Raw genomic sequence first — 16,663 nt, 5'->3', positions numbered from 1 at the left:
GCCAAGTAGCACATGGTTGGCCGCCCGATAGTTCGACTACCGACTATTGCCTGAGATACTCCCGACGACATCGGCTCCGCTCAAGAGGCAAGAACACAGGGCTGATGTGCAGAAACGCACACGCACCGCCCGACGTCAGGGCTGCAGCTCGGCTTTCCTCTCCCGAACCTCGTCCTGCAGCGCCTGACGGATCACCCGAACCACGGGGCTGGACGCGCTCTCCCGACGCGCGGCCAGGTAGAAGGGCAAGCGCATGTCGACGCCGAAGCTTCCCAGCCGGACCAGCTCCGGGCAACGCCGTGCGAGGAAGTCCGGTAGCACCCCGATGCCACCGCCCGCCCTGGTCGCCTCCAAGTGGGCGAAGATGTTCGTCGAGCTGAACCGCGCGGTCACCCCGGGCAAGTGCCGCTCCAGATCGAGGTCGCCCACCCGCAACATCGAACCCGTGTAGAAGATCAACACGTGGGAGCGCAAGCTATCCACCGAGTCCGGCACACCGTGCTCCTCCAAGTACTCCGGAGCCGCGTACAGCGACAAGGAGTACTCGGCGAGCTTCTCGGTCACCAACCGGCTTCCCTGCGGAGAGCCGACAGCAACCGCGAGGTCGAAACCTGACTGGTGCACCGTCAGCTCACGCGTCGCGGTGATCAGGTCGACGTTCAGATGCGGATGCGCGCGCTGGATCCGAGTCAACGCCGGCGCGACGAACAACGCCCCAAAACCGTCCGGTGCCGTCACGCGCACGGTTCCCCGCAGCGACGCCACATCACCGCCCGCGGCTACTGTGGCGACGTTCTCGATCGCCTCCTCGATCGGCCGTGCGCTTTCGGCGACCGACCGTCCCGTGTCGGTGAGTTCCCAACCATCAGCACCGCGTTCGACGAGGCGTACTCCCACAGCCTTCTCCAAGGCCGAGATGCGCCGCGAAACGGTGGTGTGGTCCACCCCCAACGCCGATGCCGCCGCCACCAGCCGACCCGTCCGCGCCAGCGCCAGCAGATACCGAAGATCGTCGACGCGTAGCCGCCGGGTGTCGATGTTCCTGTTGTTCATGTCCTGTGCCGTCCGCCTCGGGTCATGTCAGCGTCGGCCGGTAGGTGTAAGAACTACTGCGGGTGAGGGCGAACTCGAAGATGCCGGTCCCGGGAACGCCGTTCCAGGTGTAGGCCGTGAGCCGGTCGGTCAGCGAGGAGTCGACCGTCAGCTGGTTCACCGACCCGTCCAGCGGGTAGACCTCGTGCTCAACGTGATCGCGTCCTCTCGGCCGGCCGTGGTGGCCACCGTATCCGGCGCCCGCCATGAGTCCGCCGCCGCCGGAGGCATCGGCATCGATCTCGTAGCGCATCCCGCTCTTGGTCGACACCTCGATCGTTCCCGAAGTCAGATCCAGGGTGTCGAAGTTCAAGGCGTGCCGCACGTCGACGACATCGTCCAGACCACCATCCTCATGCAGGATCGCGCCCTCCAGCAGGAGGCGCCCGCCCTGCCGGTCCTCGACCAGCAGGAAGCCTACCGAGCGGTCAGGGAACTGCGCCTGGAACCAGATGTGCAGGCCCTGGCCCCCGGACATGGTGCGGACCCCGCGAGACCGGTCCCGCTGGCCGTACCAACCCCCGACGTCCTGCCGAACGCCGTCGATGATGAGGGTGCCTTCGTAACGGCCGGACTGCACGAGGTGCTCGAACTTCGTCGGAGTCGCGTCGGCGTTGGTCACGGCGACTTCCCCCAGCCAGTACGGCGTGCGGGCTCGCCAGATCAGGTCGTACTCCATCCCCGACGGATTGGGATCCAGCTTCAGCCGCCAGGCGGTGTTCGGCTCGACCACCTCGAACGAGAGCGGACCAGCACCTTTGCCGTCAGTGCAGCTGAGCTCGGTGGAGAAGCGGAGGTTTCGCTGCTCCTTCTCAGTGCTGACGATCGCGAAGCCATCGGCCACGTCCTTGGCCGGGTAGTGGCCGAATCCCATGATGACCGAAGGTGCGGTGGCATCCGCAGGGTGCAGGTTGAACATGAACCGGTCGAAGAACCGTTCCGGCAGGCCCGAGGTTCCCGGTGCCACCAGGTCGTCGTGGAAGTCGTTGGCCATGTGGTTCGATTCTCCTCGATCGATCCCGTTCGGTACGCGGCTGCGCCCCGAACTCGTTTCATTCCTTCACTTCCCGACGAACCGGGGGTCCCGCTTCTCCTTGAAGGCGGCCAGAGCTTCGGGCATGTCGGCGGTCTGGGCGAGCAACGCCTGGCCCCGGTTCTCCAGTTCGAGAGCCGCAGCGTAGGAGCCGACCTCCTGATTGCGCTGGATCGCCCGCTTCGAAAGCCGAACCGCGCCCGGTGCGTTCCGCGCGATCGTCCGGGCCATCTCAACGGCCTCTCCGAACAGCTCCTCGGTCGGCACGATCCGGTTGGCCAGTCCGATCCGAGCCGCTTCCTCGGCTCCGACGAAGCGTCCGGAATAGCCGATCTCAGCCGCGCGGCCCGATCCGATCAGCCGGCTGAGCTGGAAGGAGGTGCCGAGTTCGCCGATCGACAGGCCGACCTTCACGAAGGCCGCGCTGAACTTCGAGGTCGGGGCGATCAACCGGATGTCGGCGGCCAACGCGAGCGCGAGCCCGCCGCCGGTGGCCGCACCGTGCACCGCGGCGATCACCGGGAACGGGAGGTGGCGAATCGCCTGAATCCCGCCGGTAGCCGTTTCCTGGAACTTCAGGAACTCCCTGACCCCCATGCTGGTGATCACATCGATCTCGTCGAGGTCGAACCCGGCGCAGAACACCCTCTCCCCCGCTCCGGTGAGGATCAGCGCGCGCAGCCCGCTGTCCCGCAGAGCGAGCGCGGCTTGCCCGTATTCGCTGAACATGCGCACGGTTTGCGAATTCATCCGGTCAGGACGGTTGATCCGCAGCACGCCGATCTCGCCGTCGAGGACCTCGAAGGTCAAGGTCTCGAGCTCGGGAAACCCTCGCACGGTGTCCGCACTGGTCAACGCATTACCTCCCGTTTCACCGTCACCACGTCACTGACCGGTGAAGACCGGTGAGCCCGCTTCTCCTTGAAAGCGGCCAACGCCTCAGGCATGTCGGCGCTCCGCGTGAGCAACGCCTGGCCGCGGTTCTCCAGCTCCAACGCCGCCGCGTAGGAGGAGACCTCCATGTTGGCCTGCAGCGCGCGCTTCGACAGCTGCACACCACCGGGCGAGTTCGCCACGATCGAATCGGCCAACTTCCGGGCCTCCGACAGCAGCGCGTCGGGTTCGGTCACCGAGTTCACGATGCCGAGCGTTCCGGCTTCCGGGGCGTGCACCATCCGCGCGGTGAAGCAGATCTCGCTGGTCGCGGCCGGTCCGATCAAGCGCGTCAGCAACCACGACGTGCCCAAGTCGCCGGCCGAGAGACCGATCTTGACGAAAGCCGCGTTGAACTTCGCCTCCGTGGAGGCCACCCGGATGTCGGCGGCCAGCGCCAGCGCCAGACCGCCGCCAGCGGCCGCTCCGTTGACCGCGGCGATCACGGGCACGCGCATGGACCGAATGGCGAGCAACGCCCGCGCCGCCCGCTCCTGCTGATCGAGCATGCCCAGAGCGCCTTTGCTCGGCAGTTCGTCGGCGTCGGCCAAGTCGTACCCGGCGCAGAACGCGCGGCCGGCTCCGGTGAGGATCACGACGCGGCAGTCGTCCTCATCGTCGAGCGAGAGAGCTACCCGCTCCAACTCTTCGAACATCGTGTTCGTCATCGCGTTGTGCCGCTCGGGACGGTTCAAGGTCATCAGGACGACGCCGGGTGCCAGCTCGGCCAGCGCGAGCGTCTCGTACGTCGCATTCAGGCACTTCATCTGAGGTCCTCGCTCTCGGACGCGGCGGCGGGCGGAGAACCGGCCGGGCACGTTCACCAGCCGCCGGAAGTCGTGAGCATGTCGACGTCGCCCGCCTCCCATGCACGGCGTGTTAATATTACATAAGGTCAGACCAAAATCTAGTGCTAGGTCGTCACCACAGCGCCGAACCCGACAGTGATGTCTCAGCACACTTCGACGCCATATGCCGTTCGGTAGATTTCCCTGCCCCCATCGGGGCATTTGGGTGAATTCGGTGTCTTCGCAGCTAGACGACGGCGACAATCTGCCGGACGGAGCGGCAAACGGTCCCCCACACGAGCGAGGAGGCGGCTTTGAACAACGATGTTCGAACCAGCCCCGTGCCCGCGGACGCGCTGATGCGACGGTCCCGCGATCTCCTGCGGACCGTCGCCGCGCTGACGGGCGAGCCCGACCTGAACACCGCTAACGCGCTGCGGGACCCGACGACGACACTCGGCCACGCCGAGCAGGCTCTCATCCGGGGATTGGCGGATTGCGAGGTGAGCTCAGCTCGAGCCGAGCTCGCCGCGGCCCTGTCCCAGGCAGGCGAGCTGCTCGCGATGCTGCGCGAGGCCCGAGTGGTCGCGCGCACGACCGCGATGGACGAGCTCCAGCAATGCCTGGCCCGGCTGCGGTCGGCGAACGCGGTCGCAGATCTGGTCGAACAGGTTCCCGTGGAGATCAACCGCCTCGGCTACCGACGCGCACTGTTCTCCCGCCTGACCGGACCGGACTGGCGCCCGAGTTCGGCCTTCGCCTACGCCGACCCCCAGCTCGCCCACGATCTCGTCGAGGTCGGCACCGCCGTACCCGGCCAGCTGGGCCGCGAGCTGCCCGAAACCGAGGTCGTCCGCACCCGCGCGCCGGTGCTGGTGGAGGACGCGCAGCACAACCCGCGCGTGCACCACCGGCTGATCAACCTGGCCAGGACTCGCGACTACGTGGTAGCCCCACTGATCAGCCGCGGTGAGGTGATCGGATTCGTCCACGCGGATCAGCACGTGGACAGCGACCACGTCAGCGCGTTCGATCGCCAGCTGCTGGGACTGTTCGCCGAAGGACTCGGCTGCACCCTCGAACGCATCGTCTTCGCCGAACAGCTGGCCCGGTTGCGCAACCAGTTGACCGAGCAGGCGCGAGTGACCGACGAACTGCTCGAGGGCATCGGCGGGTTCGCCCCCACCTCGGAGGCATCGCCCGCCGCGGACCCGCTGGAACAGCTCGACGGCCCGCTTTCCAACCTGACGCGCCGCGAACTCGACGTGCTGCGGCACGTGGTGCGCGGCCGGACGAACAACCAGATCGCCGCCGATCTGTTCGTCTCACCGGGCACCGTCAAGACCCACGTCAAGAACCTGCTGCGCAAGCTCGGCGCCGCCAACCGCTCCGAGGCCGCAGCTCGGTACCACACGCTGACCAGCTAGGAACCGCGACGACAATCGGTCGCCGCCCGGCCTCGGGTGGCGACCGATTCTCGTTCCTGCGGGGTGAGACGCCGGAGGAGAAATATCTCCAATTCGGGTGATGCACGACACGTTGCTTCGGCTTAAAGATTGGACCATTACGCGCAACGGTGCCGTCTTCCCGGAGGGACGTTCATGACCACCACAGATCTGCCCACCCGCCCGGTCCCGGACGAAATCGCACGCCGAGTCGTGCTGCCCGAGGGGCATCGAGACGACGGGCCGCTGTTCGAGGCCTACCGCTGGCTGCGCGAGAACAACCCGCTGGCGCAGGTGAAGGTCGAGGGATACGACCCGGTCTGGCTGGTCACCAAGCACGCGGACCTGATGGAGATCGAACGGCAGCCGCACGTGTTCACCAGCGGGGGCGGTGCGGAACCCGGCTCGCACAACCCCATCCTGCAGAACCAGGCGGGTGACGAGTTCACCAAGAGCCTCACCGGCGGCAGCCTCAGGATCCTGGAAACCCTGACCTACCTCGACCCGCCGGAGCACACGGAGGTCAAGGACATCGCCAACGACTGGTTCCGGCCCGCGAACCTCAAGAAGTGGGAAGACCGGATCCGGGAACTGGCGAAGGAGGCCATCACCAAGCGCCTGCGCAGCGGAACCAACGACCTCGATTTCGTCCAGGACTTCGCGCTCTACTACCCGCTGCACGTGATCATGAGCCTGTTCGGCGTCGCGGAATCCGATGAGCCGCGCATGATGACGCTGACCCAGGAGTTCTTCGGCACCGCCGATCCCGACGCTCAGCGCGAGGACGTCGAACCGCTCACCCCCGAGGCTGCCGCGCAGCAGTGGTCGGCCGCCATCAACGACTTCTACGCCTACTTCGACGAGCTCGTCGAAGACTGCCGAGCCAACCCGCGCGACGACCTCGCCACGATCATCGCGCGGGCCAAAAAGCCCAATGGTGAGTACTTCGACAAGACCGTCGCCTACGGCTGGTTCATCGCGATCGCCACCGCCGGCCATGACACGACGTCGAGCACGATGGCCGGTGCCATCGAGGCCCTCGCGCAGTTCCCGGAGCAGCTCGCCGAGGTGCAGCAGCACCCCGAGCGCATCCCGGACCTGGTGACCGAGAGCCTGCGCTGGGTCTCGCCCGTCAAGCAGTTCACCCGCCAGGCCACGCAGGACTACGTGCTGCGCGGGCAGCAGATCCGCGAGGGCGATCGCTTCATGCTCCTGTACCAGTCGGGGAACCGCGATGCCGAGGTGTTCGACGACCCGGACACGTTCCGGATCGACCGCAAGCCCAACAAGCACATCGCGTTCGGCTACGGCCCGCACATGTGCATCGGCCAGCACCTGGCCAAGTTGGAGCTGCGGATCATGTTCGAAGAGCTGCTCCCGCTGATCAAGAACGTCGAGGTGACCGGCCAGCGCAAGCCGGTGATGACCAACTTCGTCGGCGGGCTGCGGAAGCTGCCGGTCCGGCTGGAGCTGACGTGACTTCGCGCGCGGGCGAACCATCCGGCTCCGACGGGCGGGTCCTGATCATCGGCACCGGTCACGCCGGCGCCACGCTGGCCGGTCTACTTCGGCAGGCCGGCCACACCGGCCCGATCGAGCTCTACGGCGACGAACTGGACCTGCCGTACCAACGGCCTCCGCTGTCGAAGAAGTTCGCCGACGGCGAGCTCGAGCGGTGGCTGCGACCGGCGGAGTTCTACCGCGAGCAGGACATCGACATCCGGCTCGGCGAGCACATCACAGGTATCGATCCGGCAGCGCGGCAGGTGCGCACCGCGGCCGGCGAAACTCGCGGATACGACCACCTCGTCCTGGCGACAGGAGCGCGCCCGCGCGCGCTGGACGTGCACGGCACCGACCTCAACGGCGTCGTGTCGTTGCGCACCCTCGCCGATGCTCGGGTCCTGCGCAAATGCGTCGACGAACGGCGCGATCTCGTCATCGTCGGCGGCGGCTACATCGGACTCGAAGTCGCGGCCGTGGCCCGCGCCGCCGGCATCCGGGTCACCGTCATCGAGCGCGAGGAACGCGTGCTGGCTCGCGTCGCCAGCGCGCAGCTCTCCGAAATCATGACCGCGCACCACCGCGACCGCGGAACGCGGATCGTCACCAGCGCCAAGGTGCAGGCGATCGAGGGCTCGGACGGCCGAGTGAGCGGCGTGGTCCTCGACGACGGACGTGTCCTCGGCTGCCAGGCCGCCCTGGTCGCCGTCGGCGCGGTGCCCAGGCAAGAACTCGCACATGACGCGGGCCTGCACTGCGAACAAGGTGTGGTCGTCGACGCGAACGCGCGCACCAGCGATCCGCACGTCCTAGCGATCGGCGACGTGACCAGGCGGCCGATCGGCAACGGCGTGCTGTCCAGGCTGGAGAGCATTCCGAGCGCCACCGAACAGGCCCGGCAGGCCGTCTCCACCATCACCGGTGCCGCGCCCGCTGCGGCCGAGGTGCCGTGGTTCTGGTCCGACCAGTTCGACCTCAAGCTCAAGATCGCCGGGCTGATCCCGGCGACACCGCGCACCGCCATCCGCGGAGATCCCGCCACCGGCCGGTTCGCGCTGTTCCACCACGACGGCGAAACCGTCACCGCCGTCGAATCCGCGAACTCCCCCGCGGAGTTCATGGCGGGCAAGAAGTTCATCGCGTCCGGGGCGCGGGTCGATCCGGCCAGGCTGGCCGACGAGACGGTCCCGCTGCGCGACGCCGTCATCGCTTAACGGAGAACCACCATGCCCAAAGTCACCTACGAGCTCTCCGACGGAACTGTGCACGACATCGACGTCCCTTGTGGACAAAGCGTGATGGACGGTTCGGTGCGCAACAACCTGCCCGGAATCGTCGCCGAATGCGGCGGTAGCTGCTCGTGCGCCACCTGCCACGTGTTCCTCGACGATGGCGCGTCCAGCTTCGACGAGCCCTCCGACGAGGAACGCGAACTGCTCGAGTTCGCCGAAGGGGTTCAACCGAACTCGCGGCTGTCGTGCCAGTTGATCCTCGCCGCTGACAGCCCGGACGTGCGCGTCACCGTCCCGGACACCAACGGCTGAACCGCTTTTTCCATGGACGAAGGAGTTCGAATGGACATCACCGCTGCGGTGGCCGCAGAAGTAGGCGGCGAGTTCAGCCTCCAGCCCGCTACCCTCGCCGAACCCGGGCCCGGTGAGATCGTGGTCGAGATCGCCGGTGTCGGCCTCTGCCACACCGATCTGGCCGCCAAGGACGGCCACCTGCCGTTCCCGCTTCCCGGGGTGCTGGGCCACGAGGGCAGCGGCGTGGTCGTGGCCGTCGGCGCGGGCGTCACCAAGGTCGCGGCGGGCGACAAGGTGGTGCTCAGCTTCAACAGCTGCGGCCGCTGCCGGGAATGCCTGGACGACGAACCCGCCTACTGCCACGACTTCATGTCGCACAACTTCGGCGGCGCGCGGCCGGACGGCACCAGCACGCTGCATCAGCAAGGCGTCGCCCTGGGATCGGAGTTCTTCGGCCAGTCCTCGTTCGCCACCCATGCGATCGCGCACGAACGCAACGTGGTCAAGGTGGCCGACGACGCCCCGGTGGAACTGCTCGGACCGCTCGGGTGCGGTGTTCAGACCGGCGCGGGCGCGGTGCTGAACTCGATGGACTGCCTGCCGGGCCGAACGCTGCTGGTGCTCGGCGGCGGCTCTGTTGGCCTGTCTGCCGTGCTCGCCGGCGTCGTGCGTGAACTGCAGCGGATCATCGTCATCGAGCCGCACGCGGACCGCCGCGACCTCGCCCTGTCGCTCGGCGCGACACACGTGATCGACCCCGGCGCGGGGCCGCTGGCCGAGCAGGTCCGCGCCATCGTCCCCGACGGGGCTGATTACGCGATCGACACCACCGGAATCCCCGACGTGCTCAACCAGGCGCTGCAAGCGCTCGGACACCGCTCCAAGGTCGGCATCATCGGCGTGCCCTCCGACCCGGAGGCGGCAATGGCGCTTCCGCTGATCCAGGCGCAGGTGCTCGGCGTGCGCGTGATGGGAATCGTGGAAGGCGACAGCGATCCGGACGTGTTCATCCCCGAACTGCTCGAACTGCACCGCACGGGGCGCTTCCCGTTCGACAAGCTGATCAAGACGATGCCGTTCTCCCAGATCAACGAAGCCGTGGCCGCCCAGCACCAGGGTGCGGCCGTCAAGATCGTGCTCGTGCACGAGCGAGGCGAGGAGCCAGCATGACCATCGACTACGACCGGCTCTTCATCGCCGGGAACTGGTCCGAGCCCGCGACCGGTGATCGGATCGACGTGCGCTCGGCCACCACCGAGGAACTGCTCGGCAACGTGCCGGAGGCTTCCGCCGCCGACGTCGATCGCGCGGTCGCCGCCGCGCGCCGAGCCTTCGATGATCCGGCGGGCTGGTCGGGATGGGATCCCGCGCAGCGCGCCGAAGCCCTGGAGCGTTTCGCGGTAGCGCTGGAGAAGCGCTCGGACGAGACCGCGCGGCGGGTCACCGTTCAGAACGGCATGCCGATCACCCTGGCTCGGCAGTTCGAAGGCGGTTTCCCGCCCGTGCTGCTGCGCTACTTCGCGGGCCTCGTCACCGAGTCACCGCGGGAGGAGACGAGGGTGGGGATGCTCGGCGGTAACTCCCGTGTCATCCGCGAGCCGCTGGGCGTCGTGGCCGCGATCGTGCCGTGGAACGTGCCTCAGGCCATCACTTTCCTCAAGCTCGCTCCGGCGCTGGCCGCCGGCTGCACCGTGGTGCTCAAGCCCGCACCGGAGACCGTGCTCGACGCGATGCTGATGGCCGAAGCCGCGCACGAGGCAGGCCTACCTGATGGCGTGCTGAGCGTGCTGCCCGGCGACCGTGAGCTCGGCAGCTACCTGGTCGGACATCCGGGCGTGGACAAGGTGTCGTTCACCGGATCGACCGTGGCCGGTCGCACGATCGCCGAGACCTGTGGACGACTGCTGCGGCCGGTGACCCTCGAGCTGGGCGGAAAATCGGCCGCCGTGGTGCTCGATGACGCCGACCTGGCCGCCACGATCGAGAGCTTCTTCGCCGCCACCCTGCTCAACAACGGTCAGATCTGCTGGCTGGGCACTCGGGTGCTCGCACCGCGCTCCCGATACGGCGAGGTCGTGGACACGATCACCGACCTGGCGCGCTCGCTCACCGTCGCCGACCCGCTCGAGGAGAGCACCCAGGTCGGACCGCTGGTCTCGGCTCGGCAGCGCGACCGCGTGGAGTCCTACATCGCGAAGGGCATCGACGAAGGCGCGCGCCTGACAGCGGGCGGTGCCAGGCCGACCGGGCTCGATCAGGGCTGGTTCGTCGAGCCCACGGTATTCGCCGATGTGGACAACGGGCACACCATCGCACGCGAGGAGATCTTCGGCCCGGTGCTCTCGGTGATCCCCTACGCCGACGAGGACGAGGCGGTCGCGATCGCCAACGCCAGCGACTACGGCCTGGGAGGCACGGTGTGGACCTCCGACTCCGAACGAGGTGAGGCGGTGGCTCGCCGCGTCGCGACCGGCACGGTCGGCATCAACGCCTACACCAATGACCCGACCGCACCGTTCGGTGGCATCAAGGCCAGCGGTCTCGGCCGCGAGCTGGGACCGGAAGGCCTGCACGCCTACCAGACGCTCAAGACGATCTACCTCGACGCCGGGCAGGCGTGACCGAACAGTTCGATCGCATCACTCCGATTCCCAACCCCTCTTGATAACGGTCGTTCACGGACCTAGATTCGAGGGGGTTTGAGGTGCTCAAAGACGGCATTTTCTCGCACTATGAGCATGTAAGCGCCGATAACGATCGCTCGCGGAGGCACGATGCGGTTCACCGAGGAACAACGCCAGTTCGCCGCCGCGGTGCGGGATTTCTGCGACAGCGAGTGCAAGACGCTCCAACAGCGGGACGCGCTCACCGACGGCGGCACGCTCGCCAACAGCCCCGACCTGCTGGCGAAGCTGGCCGAGCTCGGCTGGCTCGGGGTGTCGATTCCGGAGGCGTACGGCGGTGCGGGTGCGGGAATGGTCGAGGAATGCCTGTTCCTCGAGCAGACATCGCGTGGACTCGCACCCATCACCGCCTACTCGACGGGCCTGACGGCAGCGCAGACCTACCTGCGCTACGGCACCGAAGCGCAGAAGAAGGAGATCCTCGGCGGACTGTGCCGCGGCACGCTCGAGGCGATCGCGCTGTCCGAGCCGGAGGCCGGATCGGATCTCGGCTCGGCTCGGATCAGCGCGGTCGCCGACGGGGACGACTTCATCATCAACGGGCAGAAGACGTGGACCTCGGCCGCGCACGTGGCCGACCACCTGCTCCTGCTGGCACGCACCAGTACAGGGCACACCAAACACGAGGGCCTGACACTGCTGATCGTGCCCACCGATGCGCAGGGGCTGGAGATCCGCCCCATCGAGACGATGGAGGCGCACACCGTCAACGACCTGTTCTTCACCGACGTCCGGGTGCCCTCGGAGAGCGTTGTCGGCGAGGTGGGGCGGGCGTGGTGGCACCTGCTGCGCGGGCTGTCGGTGGAGCGGTTGATCATCGCCGCGATGGCCGTCGGCGCGGCCCAGCGCTCGCTCGACGACCTGCTCGCCTACGTCAAGCAGCGCGAGCAGTTCGGGCGCACGATCGGCAGCTTTCAGGCCGTGCGGCACCGCGTGGCCGACCTCGCCACGGAGATCGCCTTCTGCCGATCGTTCGTCTACGAGGTCGCCGAGGGCATTGACGCGGGCGAGGAGCAGCAGCTCGCCCGCGAAGGTTCGATGGCCAAGCTCAAGTGCACCGAGGTGGCCAAGCACGCCGCGCTGGAGGCCATGCAGCTGATGGGCGGCTACGGATACGCCCGCGAGTACGGGATGGAAGGACAGGTGCGCAAGGCGCACGCGCCGCCGATCTACGGCGGCACCAACGAGATCCAGCGCGAGATCATCAGCAAGAGCCTCGGGCTCTGACAAGTCGTGAAGGGCGATCATGTCGAAGACGAAGAAGTCGGTGTTCGCGCCGGACCTGCTGGCGGACACGCGAATTCTGATCACCGGTGGCGGAACCGGCCTCGGTCGGGGCGTCGCCCGACACCTCGCCGACCACGGCGCCCAGGTGCACCTGTGGGGCCGGCGCGAGGCGGTGCTGGCCGAGGCCGCGGCTGAGGCGGGCGGGCCAGGCTCGGTGCACTTCCAGACCGTGGACGTGCGCCAGCCTGATTCCGTGGACACCGCGATGACCGAGATCTGGGAACAGCACGGCCCCCTGACCGGCGTGCTCAACAACGCCGCTGCGAACTTCATCGCCCCCACCAAGTCATTGAGCCCCAGGGGCTTCGAGGCGATCAGCTCAACGGTCATGAACGGCTCGTTCAACACCACCCACGCCGCTGGCCGCCGGTGGATCGAGCAAGGACTTCCCGGCACCGTGCTGTCAACCCTGACCACGTGGGTGTGGTCCGGCTCCGCTTTCGTCGTCCCATCGGCGATGGCGAAAGCCGCGGTGCACGCCATGACGATGTCGCTGGCCGTGGAGTGGGCGCGTTACGGGATCCGGCTCAACGCGCTGGCTCCAGGTCCGATCCCCACCGACTACGCGTGGGAGATGCTGAACCCGACTGACAAGAGCGCGGTGGGCGCCACTCAGGCCGACCAGGTCCCGATGGGTAGGGCCGGCACGGTCGAAGAACTGGCGAACCTGACGATCTTCCTGTTCTCCGACGCCTGCGACTACCTCACCGGCGAAACGATCGCCATGGACGGCGGGCAACGGCTCGCCGGACCGGGCACGTTCGCGGGCTTGACCTCGCTGTCCGACCAGGACTGGCAGGAGATCAAGGAACGCAGCCAGGCGGCCAGCACCGCGGCGAAGCAGCAACGTTCGGTGTGACAGGGGAAGTCCGGGGCGGCCGTGAGGTCGCCCCGGACTTGTTTTCACTGCTGCTGCGCTGCGCTCGACGTCAGAAGGCCGCCCGGGACGCGGCGTCGAGGAAGGACTTCACCAGCGCCGCGTCGGCGTAGTACTCGTCGCCGACACCTTCGACCGCACGACGGCGACCGTATTCGTACAGCACGGCCAGCTTCCACAGCGCCAGCGCGGTGTACCAATCCAGGCCCGACAGATCGCGCCCGGTCGCCGAGGCGTACCGCTCGGCCAGCTCGGCGCGCGTCGGATAACCACTCTCGAACGCGGCCACGCCGAGCTCTTCGGTCGGGGTCAGCGGCCCGCCTTCGACCGGCCACGAAGCCAGGAAGTACCCGACGTCGAACAGCGGGTCGCCGATCGTGGCCAGTTCCCAGTCGAGGACCGCCAGCACCCTGCCCGGCGACTCCGGGCCGATGATGACGTTGCCGAGCCGGTAGTCGTTGTGCACGATCGACGCACCCGATTCCGGCGGTACGTGGTCCGCGAGCCACGCGTCGAGCTCGGCGAACTCCGCAGGTGGATTGCCGTTCTCATCGGCGATGAGCCTGCCCATCCGCCGGAAGTGACGCGCGTTGAACCCCTCGGGCTTGCCCACGTCCGCCAGCCCGCAGGCCCGCCAGTCCACGGCGTGCAAGGCCACCAGCGTGTCCACCAGGGATTCGCCGATCCGCCGACGGTCGGACGGCGTGGCCAGCGCAGGCGGGGTCCGATCGGTGATGACCGGACCTTCGACGTAGCTCATCACGTAGAACGGCACATCCAGCACCTCGCCCGCCTGGCTCACGGCCAGCACATCCGCGACCGGCACATCCGTGTCGGCCAGCGCACCGATCAGCCTCGCCTCGCGCAGCATGTCGTGGGCGCCCGGCGGAGTCGGCGGCGGAGGTGGTCGCCGCACGACGACCTTGCGCTGCCCTTCGTCGACCAGGAACGTCAGGTTTGAATGGCCGTCCCCGATCGGTCGGGTACTGACCGGGCCGGAGCAAATTCCGCGATCCGCGAGAAACCTCGCCAGGCCGGTGCGTTGCTCTTCGCTGAAGTCCCAGGTCACCGTTCACTCTCAATCAGATACCGCAGAGCTCTCCCACACCCGTGCACCGGATTCGAATTTCGCCGAATCGTATCGCTCACGCTGGACCGGAGTTCTCGATCTTCGCCACGATGTCGGCCCGCAGCAAGTGCTTCTGGATCTTGCCGGTAGCGGTCATCGGGAGCTCTTCAACCACTTCGAGCCGCTCGGGCACCTTCTGGATCGCCAGCCCTTGCCCCAGCAGGTAGTCCTTGAGCTCTTCAAGAGTCACCGACTCGTTCCCGGGGTGCGGTACCAGGTAACAGCAGACCCGTTCGCCAAGTCTCGGGTCCGGCATGCCGACCACTGCGACCCCATCGACGGCGGGATGCGCCGCCAGCAGGTCTTCCACCTGACGGACGCTGATGTTCATACCGCCGCGGATGACGATGTCCTTGAGCCGTCCGGTGACCCGCACGTACCCGTCCTCGTCCATCACACCCAGGTCGCCGGAGCGCGAGTAGCCGTCCGGGGTGAACAGCTCCGCTGTCTCCTCGGGCCTCCCGATGTACTCCAGCATGTGCGATGGCCCCCGGTAGGCGATGTCACCTACCTGCCCCCGCGGCACCTCTTCACCGAGCTCGTCGACGATCTTCACGGAACTTCCCGGCAGCGGACGGCCGTCCGAGGTAGCCGCCCGGTGCGGATCATCGTCAACCGTGCACGTGGTGGTAGTGAGGTTCTCGGACCGCCCGTACAGGCTCAAGACGCGGCAACCGGGCAGCAGCTCGCTCGCGCGCTCCACGAACGCACCAGGAATCGGCGAGCCTGCCGCGACCCACAGCCGCAGGCTGCTCGCATCGTGTTCCTCAGGATCGTAGGCGTCCATGAGCATCTGGAGGAAGGTCGTCGCGCTGACCGCCGCGGTGCAGCCCCATCTTCGGACGTGGTCGAGTCCCGCGTGCGGTTCCCAGGACTCCATGAGATGCGAGCCTGCTCCGTGAATGAGCGGGAGCAGCACGCTGGTGACCAGGCCGGTGGTGTGCGTGATCGGTGACGGCCCGAACTGCACGTCCCGGTCGCTGTAGGCGAAGACCTTCGCGAGCTGGCGGGCCCCGCCGGCCATCGTGTTGACCGTGTGCAGACACCCCTTGGGGCGCGATGTTGTGCCCGAACTGTAAACGATCATGAAGTGGTCGTCCGACCCGACACCGGGCCCGATCTCGCCGGCCACGTCGTTCAGATCGACGTCGGCGAACAGCGAGTCGTAGGGTGTGGTGTCCTTGTCAACGGCGCCGCGCAGCACGACGATCTGCTCAAGATCCGGCGATTCCACCCGCACCTTGCGGTACATCTCGACGTAATCGAAATTCTTGAACGTCGCGCAGGTGAAGACCATCCGTGCGCCGCTGTTGCTCGCGATGTAGGAGACCTCGTCCATCCGATAAATCGGCATGATCGGAACGAGGATGGCGCCGAGCCTGGACAGCGCCACCGCGATCTGCGCGAACTCGACCCAGTTCGGCACCTGCACGCACACCCGGTCACCGGCCCGGATCCCCTGCCGGTACATGCCCGCCGCCAGCCGCAACGCCGTGTCACGGAGCTCGGAGAAGGTCAGCGAACGCGTGTCGTCGGTGATGAAGATCTTCTCCGGGCGCTGTGCCACCTGAATCTCGAGCATCTCGAACAGGGTTTCGCGACGCCAAATACCAGTGGCGTAGAAGCGGTCGATTTCTTCCTGCGAGTAGCGGTCTCTCACCGTCGCGAACGTCATCGGCGATCTTCCTTGATCTCGAGCGGAGCGCGCTGCCGAACCAGCAGACCGGTACTATAGTATTTAAGGTCCGACCAAAACGCAACGCGTCGCCGAGCCCCGTGCTCGCAACCAATCGACCCGACATGCGGGGAGCTAGCCTCCGACGCATGTCCTTCACGCACGTTCACCGGGTCCGGTACCACGAGACGGATGCCCAGTCGTACCTGTTCAACAGCCGCTACCTCGAGATCGCCGACGTCGCCACGACCGAGTTCTTCCGGCACCTCGGCTGGTCCTACCCCGAGCTCAACGCCGCCGGCGCCGACCCGTCCGTGGTCAGCGCCCAGCTCGAGTTCCACGCTCCGGCGTTCTTCGACGACGTGATCGGTTTCGAAGTCGAGTGCGCTCACATCGGCCGCAGCAGCTTCACGCTCCGGCACTCGGTCAGCCGCGACGAGACCGACCTCGCCACGATCAGCATCGTCTACGTCAACGTCACCACTCACGACGGCAAATCGCGCTCGCTACCGGAGACCGTCGCGACCGCGCTCGCGAACTACGCCGCGAGAACCTGATCGCGACGGCCTTCACCACGAACGGCACCGGTCGGAATCCACTTCCCAGCAAACGAGCCGAATGCTCATCCGCGAAGATTTCTGGCTGCTCCAGCTCGATTTGTCAAAGTCGGACGCCTCCGCTGGGCGGCCAG

15 protein-coding genes are annotated in these 16,663 nt (G+C 67.2%); 9 read left to right on the top strand and 6 right to left on the bottom strand.

Features of this window, described 5'->3' with window-relative positions; genetic code table 11:
- Positions 1–135: 135 nt before the first annotated feature.
- The 4 genes from KBO27_RS06395 to KBO27_RS06380 form a co-directional block, all read right to left on the bottom strand.
- The gene (locus KBO27_RS06395; protein WP_210969005.1) at positions 136–1,053 is read right to left on the bottom strand and encodes a LysR family transcriptional regulator; all 918 of its coding nucleotides are present in this window, start codon (positions 1,051–1,053) and stop codon (positions 136–138) included.
- A gap of 22 nt (positions 1,054–1,075) precedes the next feature.
- Entirely contained in the window at positions 1,076–2,086 is a 1,011-nt protein-coding gene (locus KBO27_RS06390) for an Rv3169 family protein (protein WP_210969004.1), read from the bottom strand.
- Positions 2,087–2,152: 66 nt separating this feature from the next.
- Entirely contained in the window at positions 2,153–2,980 is an 828-nt protein-coding gene (locus KBO27_RS06385; protein ID WP_246536354.1) for an enoyl-CoA hydratase/isomerase family protein, read from the bottom strand.
- Positions 2,977–3,825: an enoyl-CoA hydratase/isomerase family protein gene (locus tag KBO27_RS06380; RefSeq protein ID WP_210969003.1), complete on the bottom strand. Its 849-nt coding sequence runs from the start codon at positions 3,823–3,825 to the stop codon at positions 2,977–2,979. The genes KBO27_RS06385 and KBO27_RS06380 overlap by 4 nt, the downstream gene beginning before the upstream one ends.
- Positions 3,826–4,160: 335 nt before the next feature.
- On the opposite strand from KBO27_RS06380, the gene KBO27_RS33455 reads away from it, so the two are divergent.
- From KBO27_RS33455 to KBO27_RS06340, 8 genes are all read left to right on the top strand, one after another.
- Positions 4,161–5,273 (top strand): LuxR C-terminal-related transcriptional regulator, encoded by a 1,113-nt coding sequence (locus KBO27_RS33455; RefSeq protein ID WP_246536349.1) that lies wholly within the window; start codon positions 4,161–4,163, stop codon positions 5,271–5,273.
- Positions 5,274–5,447: 174 nt separating this feature from the next.
- Positions 5,448–6,770 carry a cytochrome P450 gene (locus KBO27_RS06370; protein WP_210969002.1) on the top strand — a complete coding sequence of 441 codons (1,323 nt, stop codon included), beginning with the start codon at positions 5,448–5,450 and terminating at the stop codon, positions 6,768–6,770.
- Positions 6,767–8,008, top strand: coding sequence for an NAD(P)/FAD-dependent oxidoreductase (locus KBO27_RS06365; protein ID WP_210969001.1), 1,242 nt, complete (start codon positions 6,767–6,769; stop codon positions 8,006–8,008). The genes KBO27_RS06370 and KBO27_RS06365 overlap by 4 nt, the downstream gene beginning before the upstream one ends.
- 12 nt (positions 8,009–8,020) lie before the next feature.
- Entirely contained in the window at positions 8,021–8,338 is a 318-nt protein-coding gene (locus KBO27_RS06360; protein ID WP_210969000.1) for a 2Fe-2S iron-sulfur cluster-binding protein, read from the top strand.
- Positions 8,339–8,368: 30 nt separating this feature from the next.
- Positions 8,369–9,490, top strand: coding sequence for an NAD(P)-dependent alcohol dehydrogenase (locus tag KBO27_RS06355; RefSeq protein WP_210968999.1), 1,122 nt, complete (start codon positions 8,369–8,371; stop codon positions 9,488–9,490).
- A complete protein-coding gene (locus KBO27_RS06350; RefSeq protein WP_210968998.1) occupies positions 9,487–10,941 on the top strand; it encodes an aldehyde dehydrogenase in 1,455 nt (484 codons plus the stop codon). The genes KBO27_RS06355 and KBO27_RS06350 overlap by 4 nt, the downstream gene beginning before the upstream one ends.
- Before the next feature lie 153 nt (positions 10,942–11,094).
- On the top strand, positions 11,095–12,231 hold the full coding sequence (locus KBO27_RS06345; protein WP_210968997.1) for an acyl-CoA dehydrogenase family protein: 1,137 nt from the start codon (positions 11,095–11,097) through the stop codon (positions 12,229–12,231).
- A 19-nt stretch (positions 12,232–12,250) separates the two neighbouring features.
- Complete coding sequence (locus KBO27_RS06340; RefSeq protein ID WP_210968996.1) at positions 12,251–13,150, top strand: SDR family oxidoreductase; 900 nt, start codon at positions 12,251–12,253, stop codon at positions 13,148–13,150.
- A gap of 70 nt (positions 13,151–13,220) precedes the next feature.
- On the opposite strand, the gene KBO27_RS06335 is transcribed toward KBO27_RS06340, so the two are convergent.
- Complete coding sequence (locus tag KBO27_RS06335) at positions 13,221–14,237, bottom strand: phosphotransferase family protein (RefSeq protein ID WP_210968995.1); 1,017 nt, start codon at positions 14,235–14,237, stop codon at positions 13,221–13,223.
- A 76-nt stretch (positions 14,238–14,313) separates the two neighbouring features.
- The gene (locus tag KBO27_RS06330; RefSeq protein ID WP_210968994.1) at positions 14,314–15,972 is read right to left on the bottom strand and encodes an AMP-binding protein; all 1,659 of its coding nucleotides are present in this window, start codon (positions 15,970–15,972) and stop codon (positions 14,314–14,316) included.
- 149 nt (positions 15,973–16,121) lie between these two features.
- Here KBO27_RS06330 and KBO27_RS06325 point away from each other — a divergent pair, with 149 nt between their 5' ends.
- Positions 16,122–16,529: an acyl-CoA thioesterase gene (locus KBO27_RS06325; protein ID WP_210968993.1), complete on the top strand. Its 408-nt coding sequence runs from the start codon at positions 16,122–16,124 to the stop codon at positions 16,527–16,529.
- Positions 16,530–16,663: the final 134 nt, after the last annotated feature.

It is taken from the genome of Saccharopolyspora endophytica, assembly GCF_018070075.1.
GTDB classification, from domain to species: Bacteria; Actinomycetota; Actinomycetes; order Mycobacteriales; family Pseudonocardiaceae; genus Saccharopolyspora; species Saccharopolyspora endophytica.
This window is presented reverse-complemented; position numbering and strand designations above follow the sequence as displayed.

Excerpts from the sequence above, each read along its gene's own strand:
- KBO27_RS06395 (WP_210969005.1), bottom strand. The coding sequence starts at position 1,053 with ATGAACAACAGGAACATCGACACCCGGCGGCTACGCGTCGACGATCTT.
- KBO27_RS06390 (WP_210969004.1), bottom strand. The coding sequence starts at position 2,086 with ATGGCCAACGACTTCCACGACGACCTGGTGGCACCGGGAACCTCGGGC.
- KBO27_RS06380 (WP_210969003.1), bottom strand. The coding sequence starts at position 3,825 with ATGAAGTGCCTGAATGCGACGTACGAGACGCTCGCGCTGGCCGAGCTG.
- KBO27_RS06370 (WP_210969002.1), top strand. The coding sequence starts at position 5,448 with ATGACCACCACAGATCTGCCCACCCGCCCGGTCCCGGACGAAATCGCA.
- KBO27_RS06360 (WP_210969000.1), top strand. The coding sequence starts at position 8,021 with ATGCCCAAAGTCACCTACGAGCTCTCCGACGGAACTGTGCACGACATC.
- KBO27_RS06355 (WP_210968999.1), top strand. The coding sequence starts at position 8,369 with ATGGACATCACCGCTGCGGTGGCCGCAGAAGTAGGCGGCGAGTTCAGC.
- KBO27_RS06350 (WP_210968998.1), top strand. The coding sequence starts at position 9,487 with ATGACCATCGACTACGACCGGCTCTTCATCGCCGGGAACTGGTCCGAG.
- KBO27_RS06345 (WP_210968997.1), top strand. The coding sequence starts at position 11,095 with ATGCGGTTCACCGAGGAACAACGCCAGTTCGCCGCCGCGGTGCGGGAT.
- KBO27_RS06340 (WP_210968996.1), top strand. The coding sequence starts at position 12,251 with ATGTCGAAGACGAAGAAGTCGGTGTTCGCGCCGGACCTGCTGGCGGAC.
- KBO27_RS06330 (WP_210968994.1), bottom strand. The coding sequence starts at position 15,972 with ATGACGTTCGCGACGGTGAGAGACCGCTACTCGCAGGAAGAAATCGAC.
- KBO27_RS06325 (WP_210968993.1), top strand. The coding sequence starts at position 16,122 with ATGTCCTTCACGCACGTTCACCGGGTCCGGTACCACGAGACGGATGCC.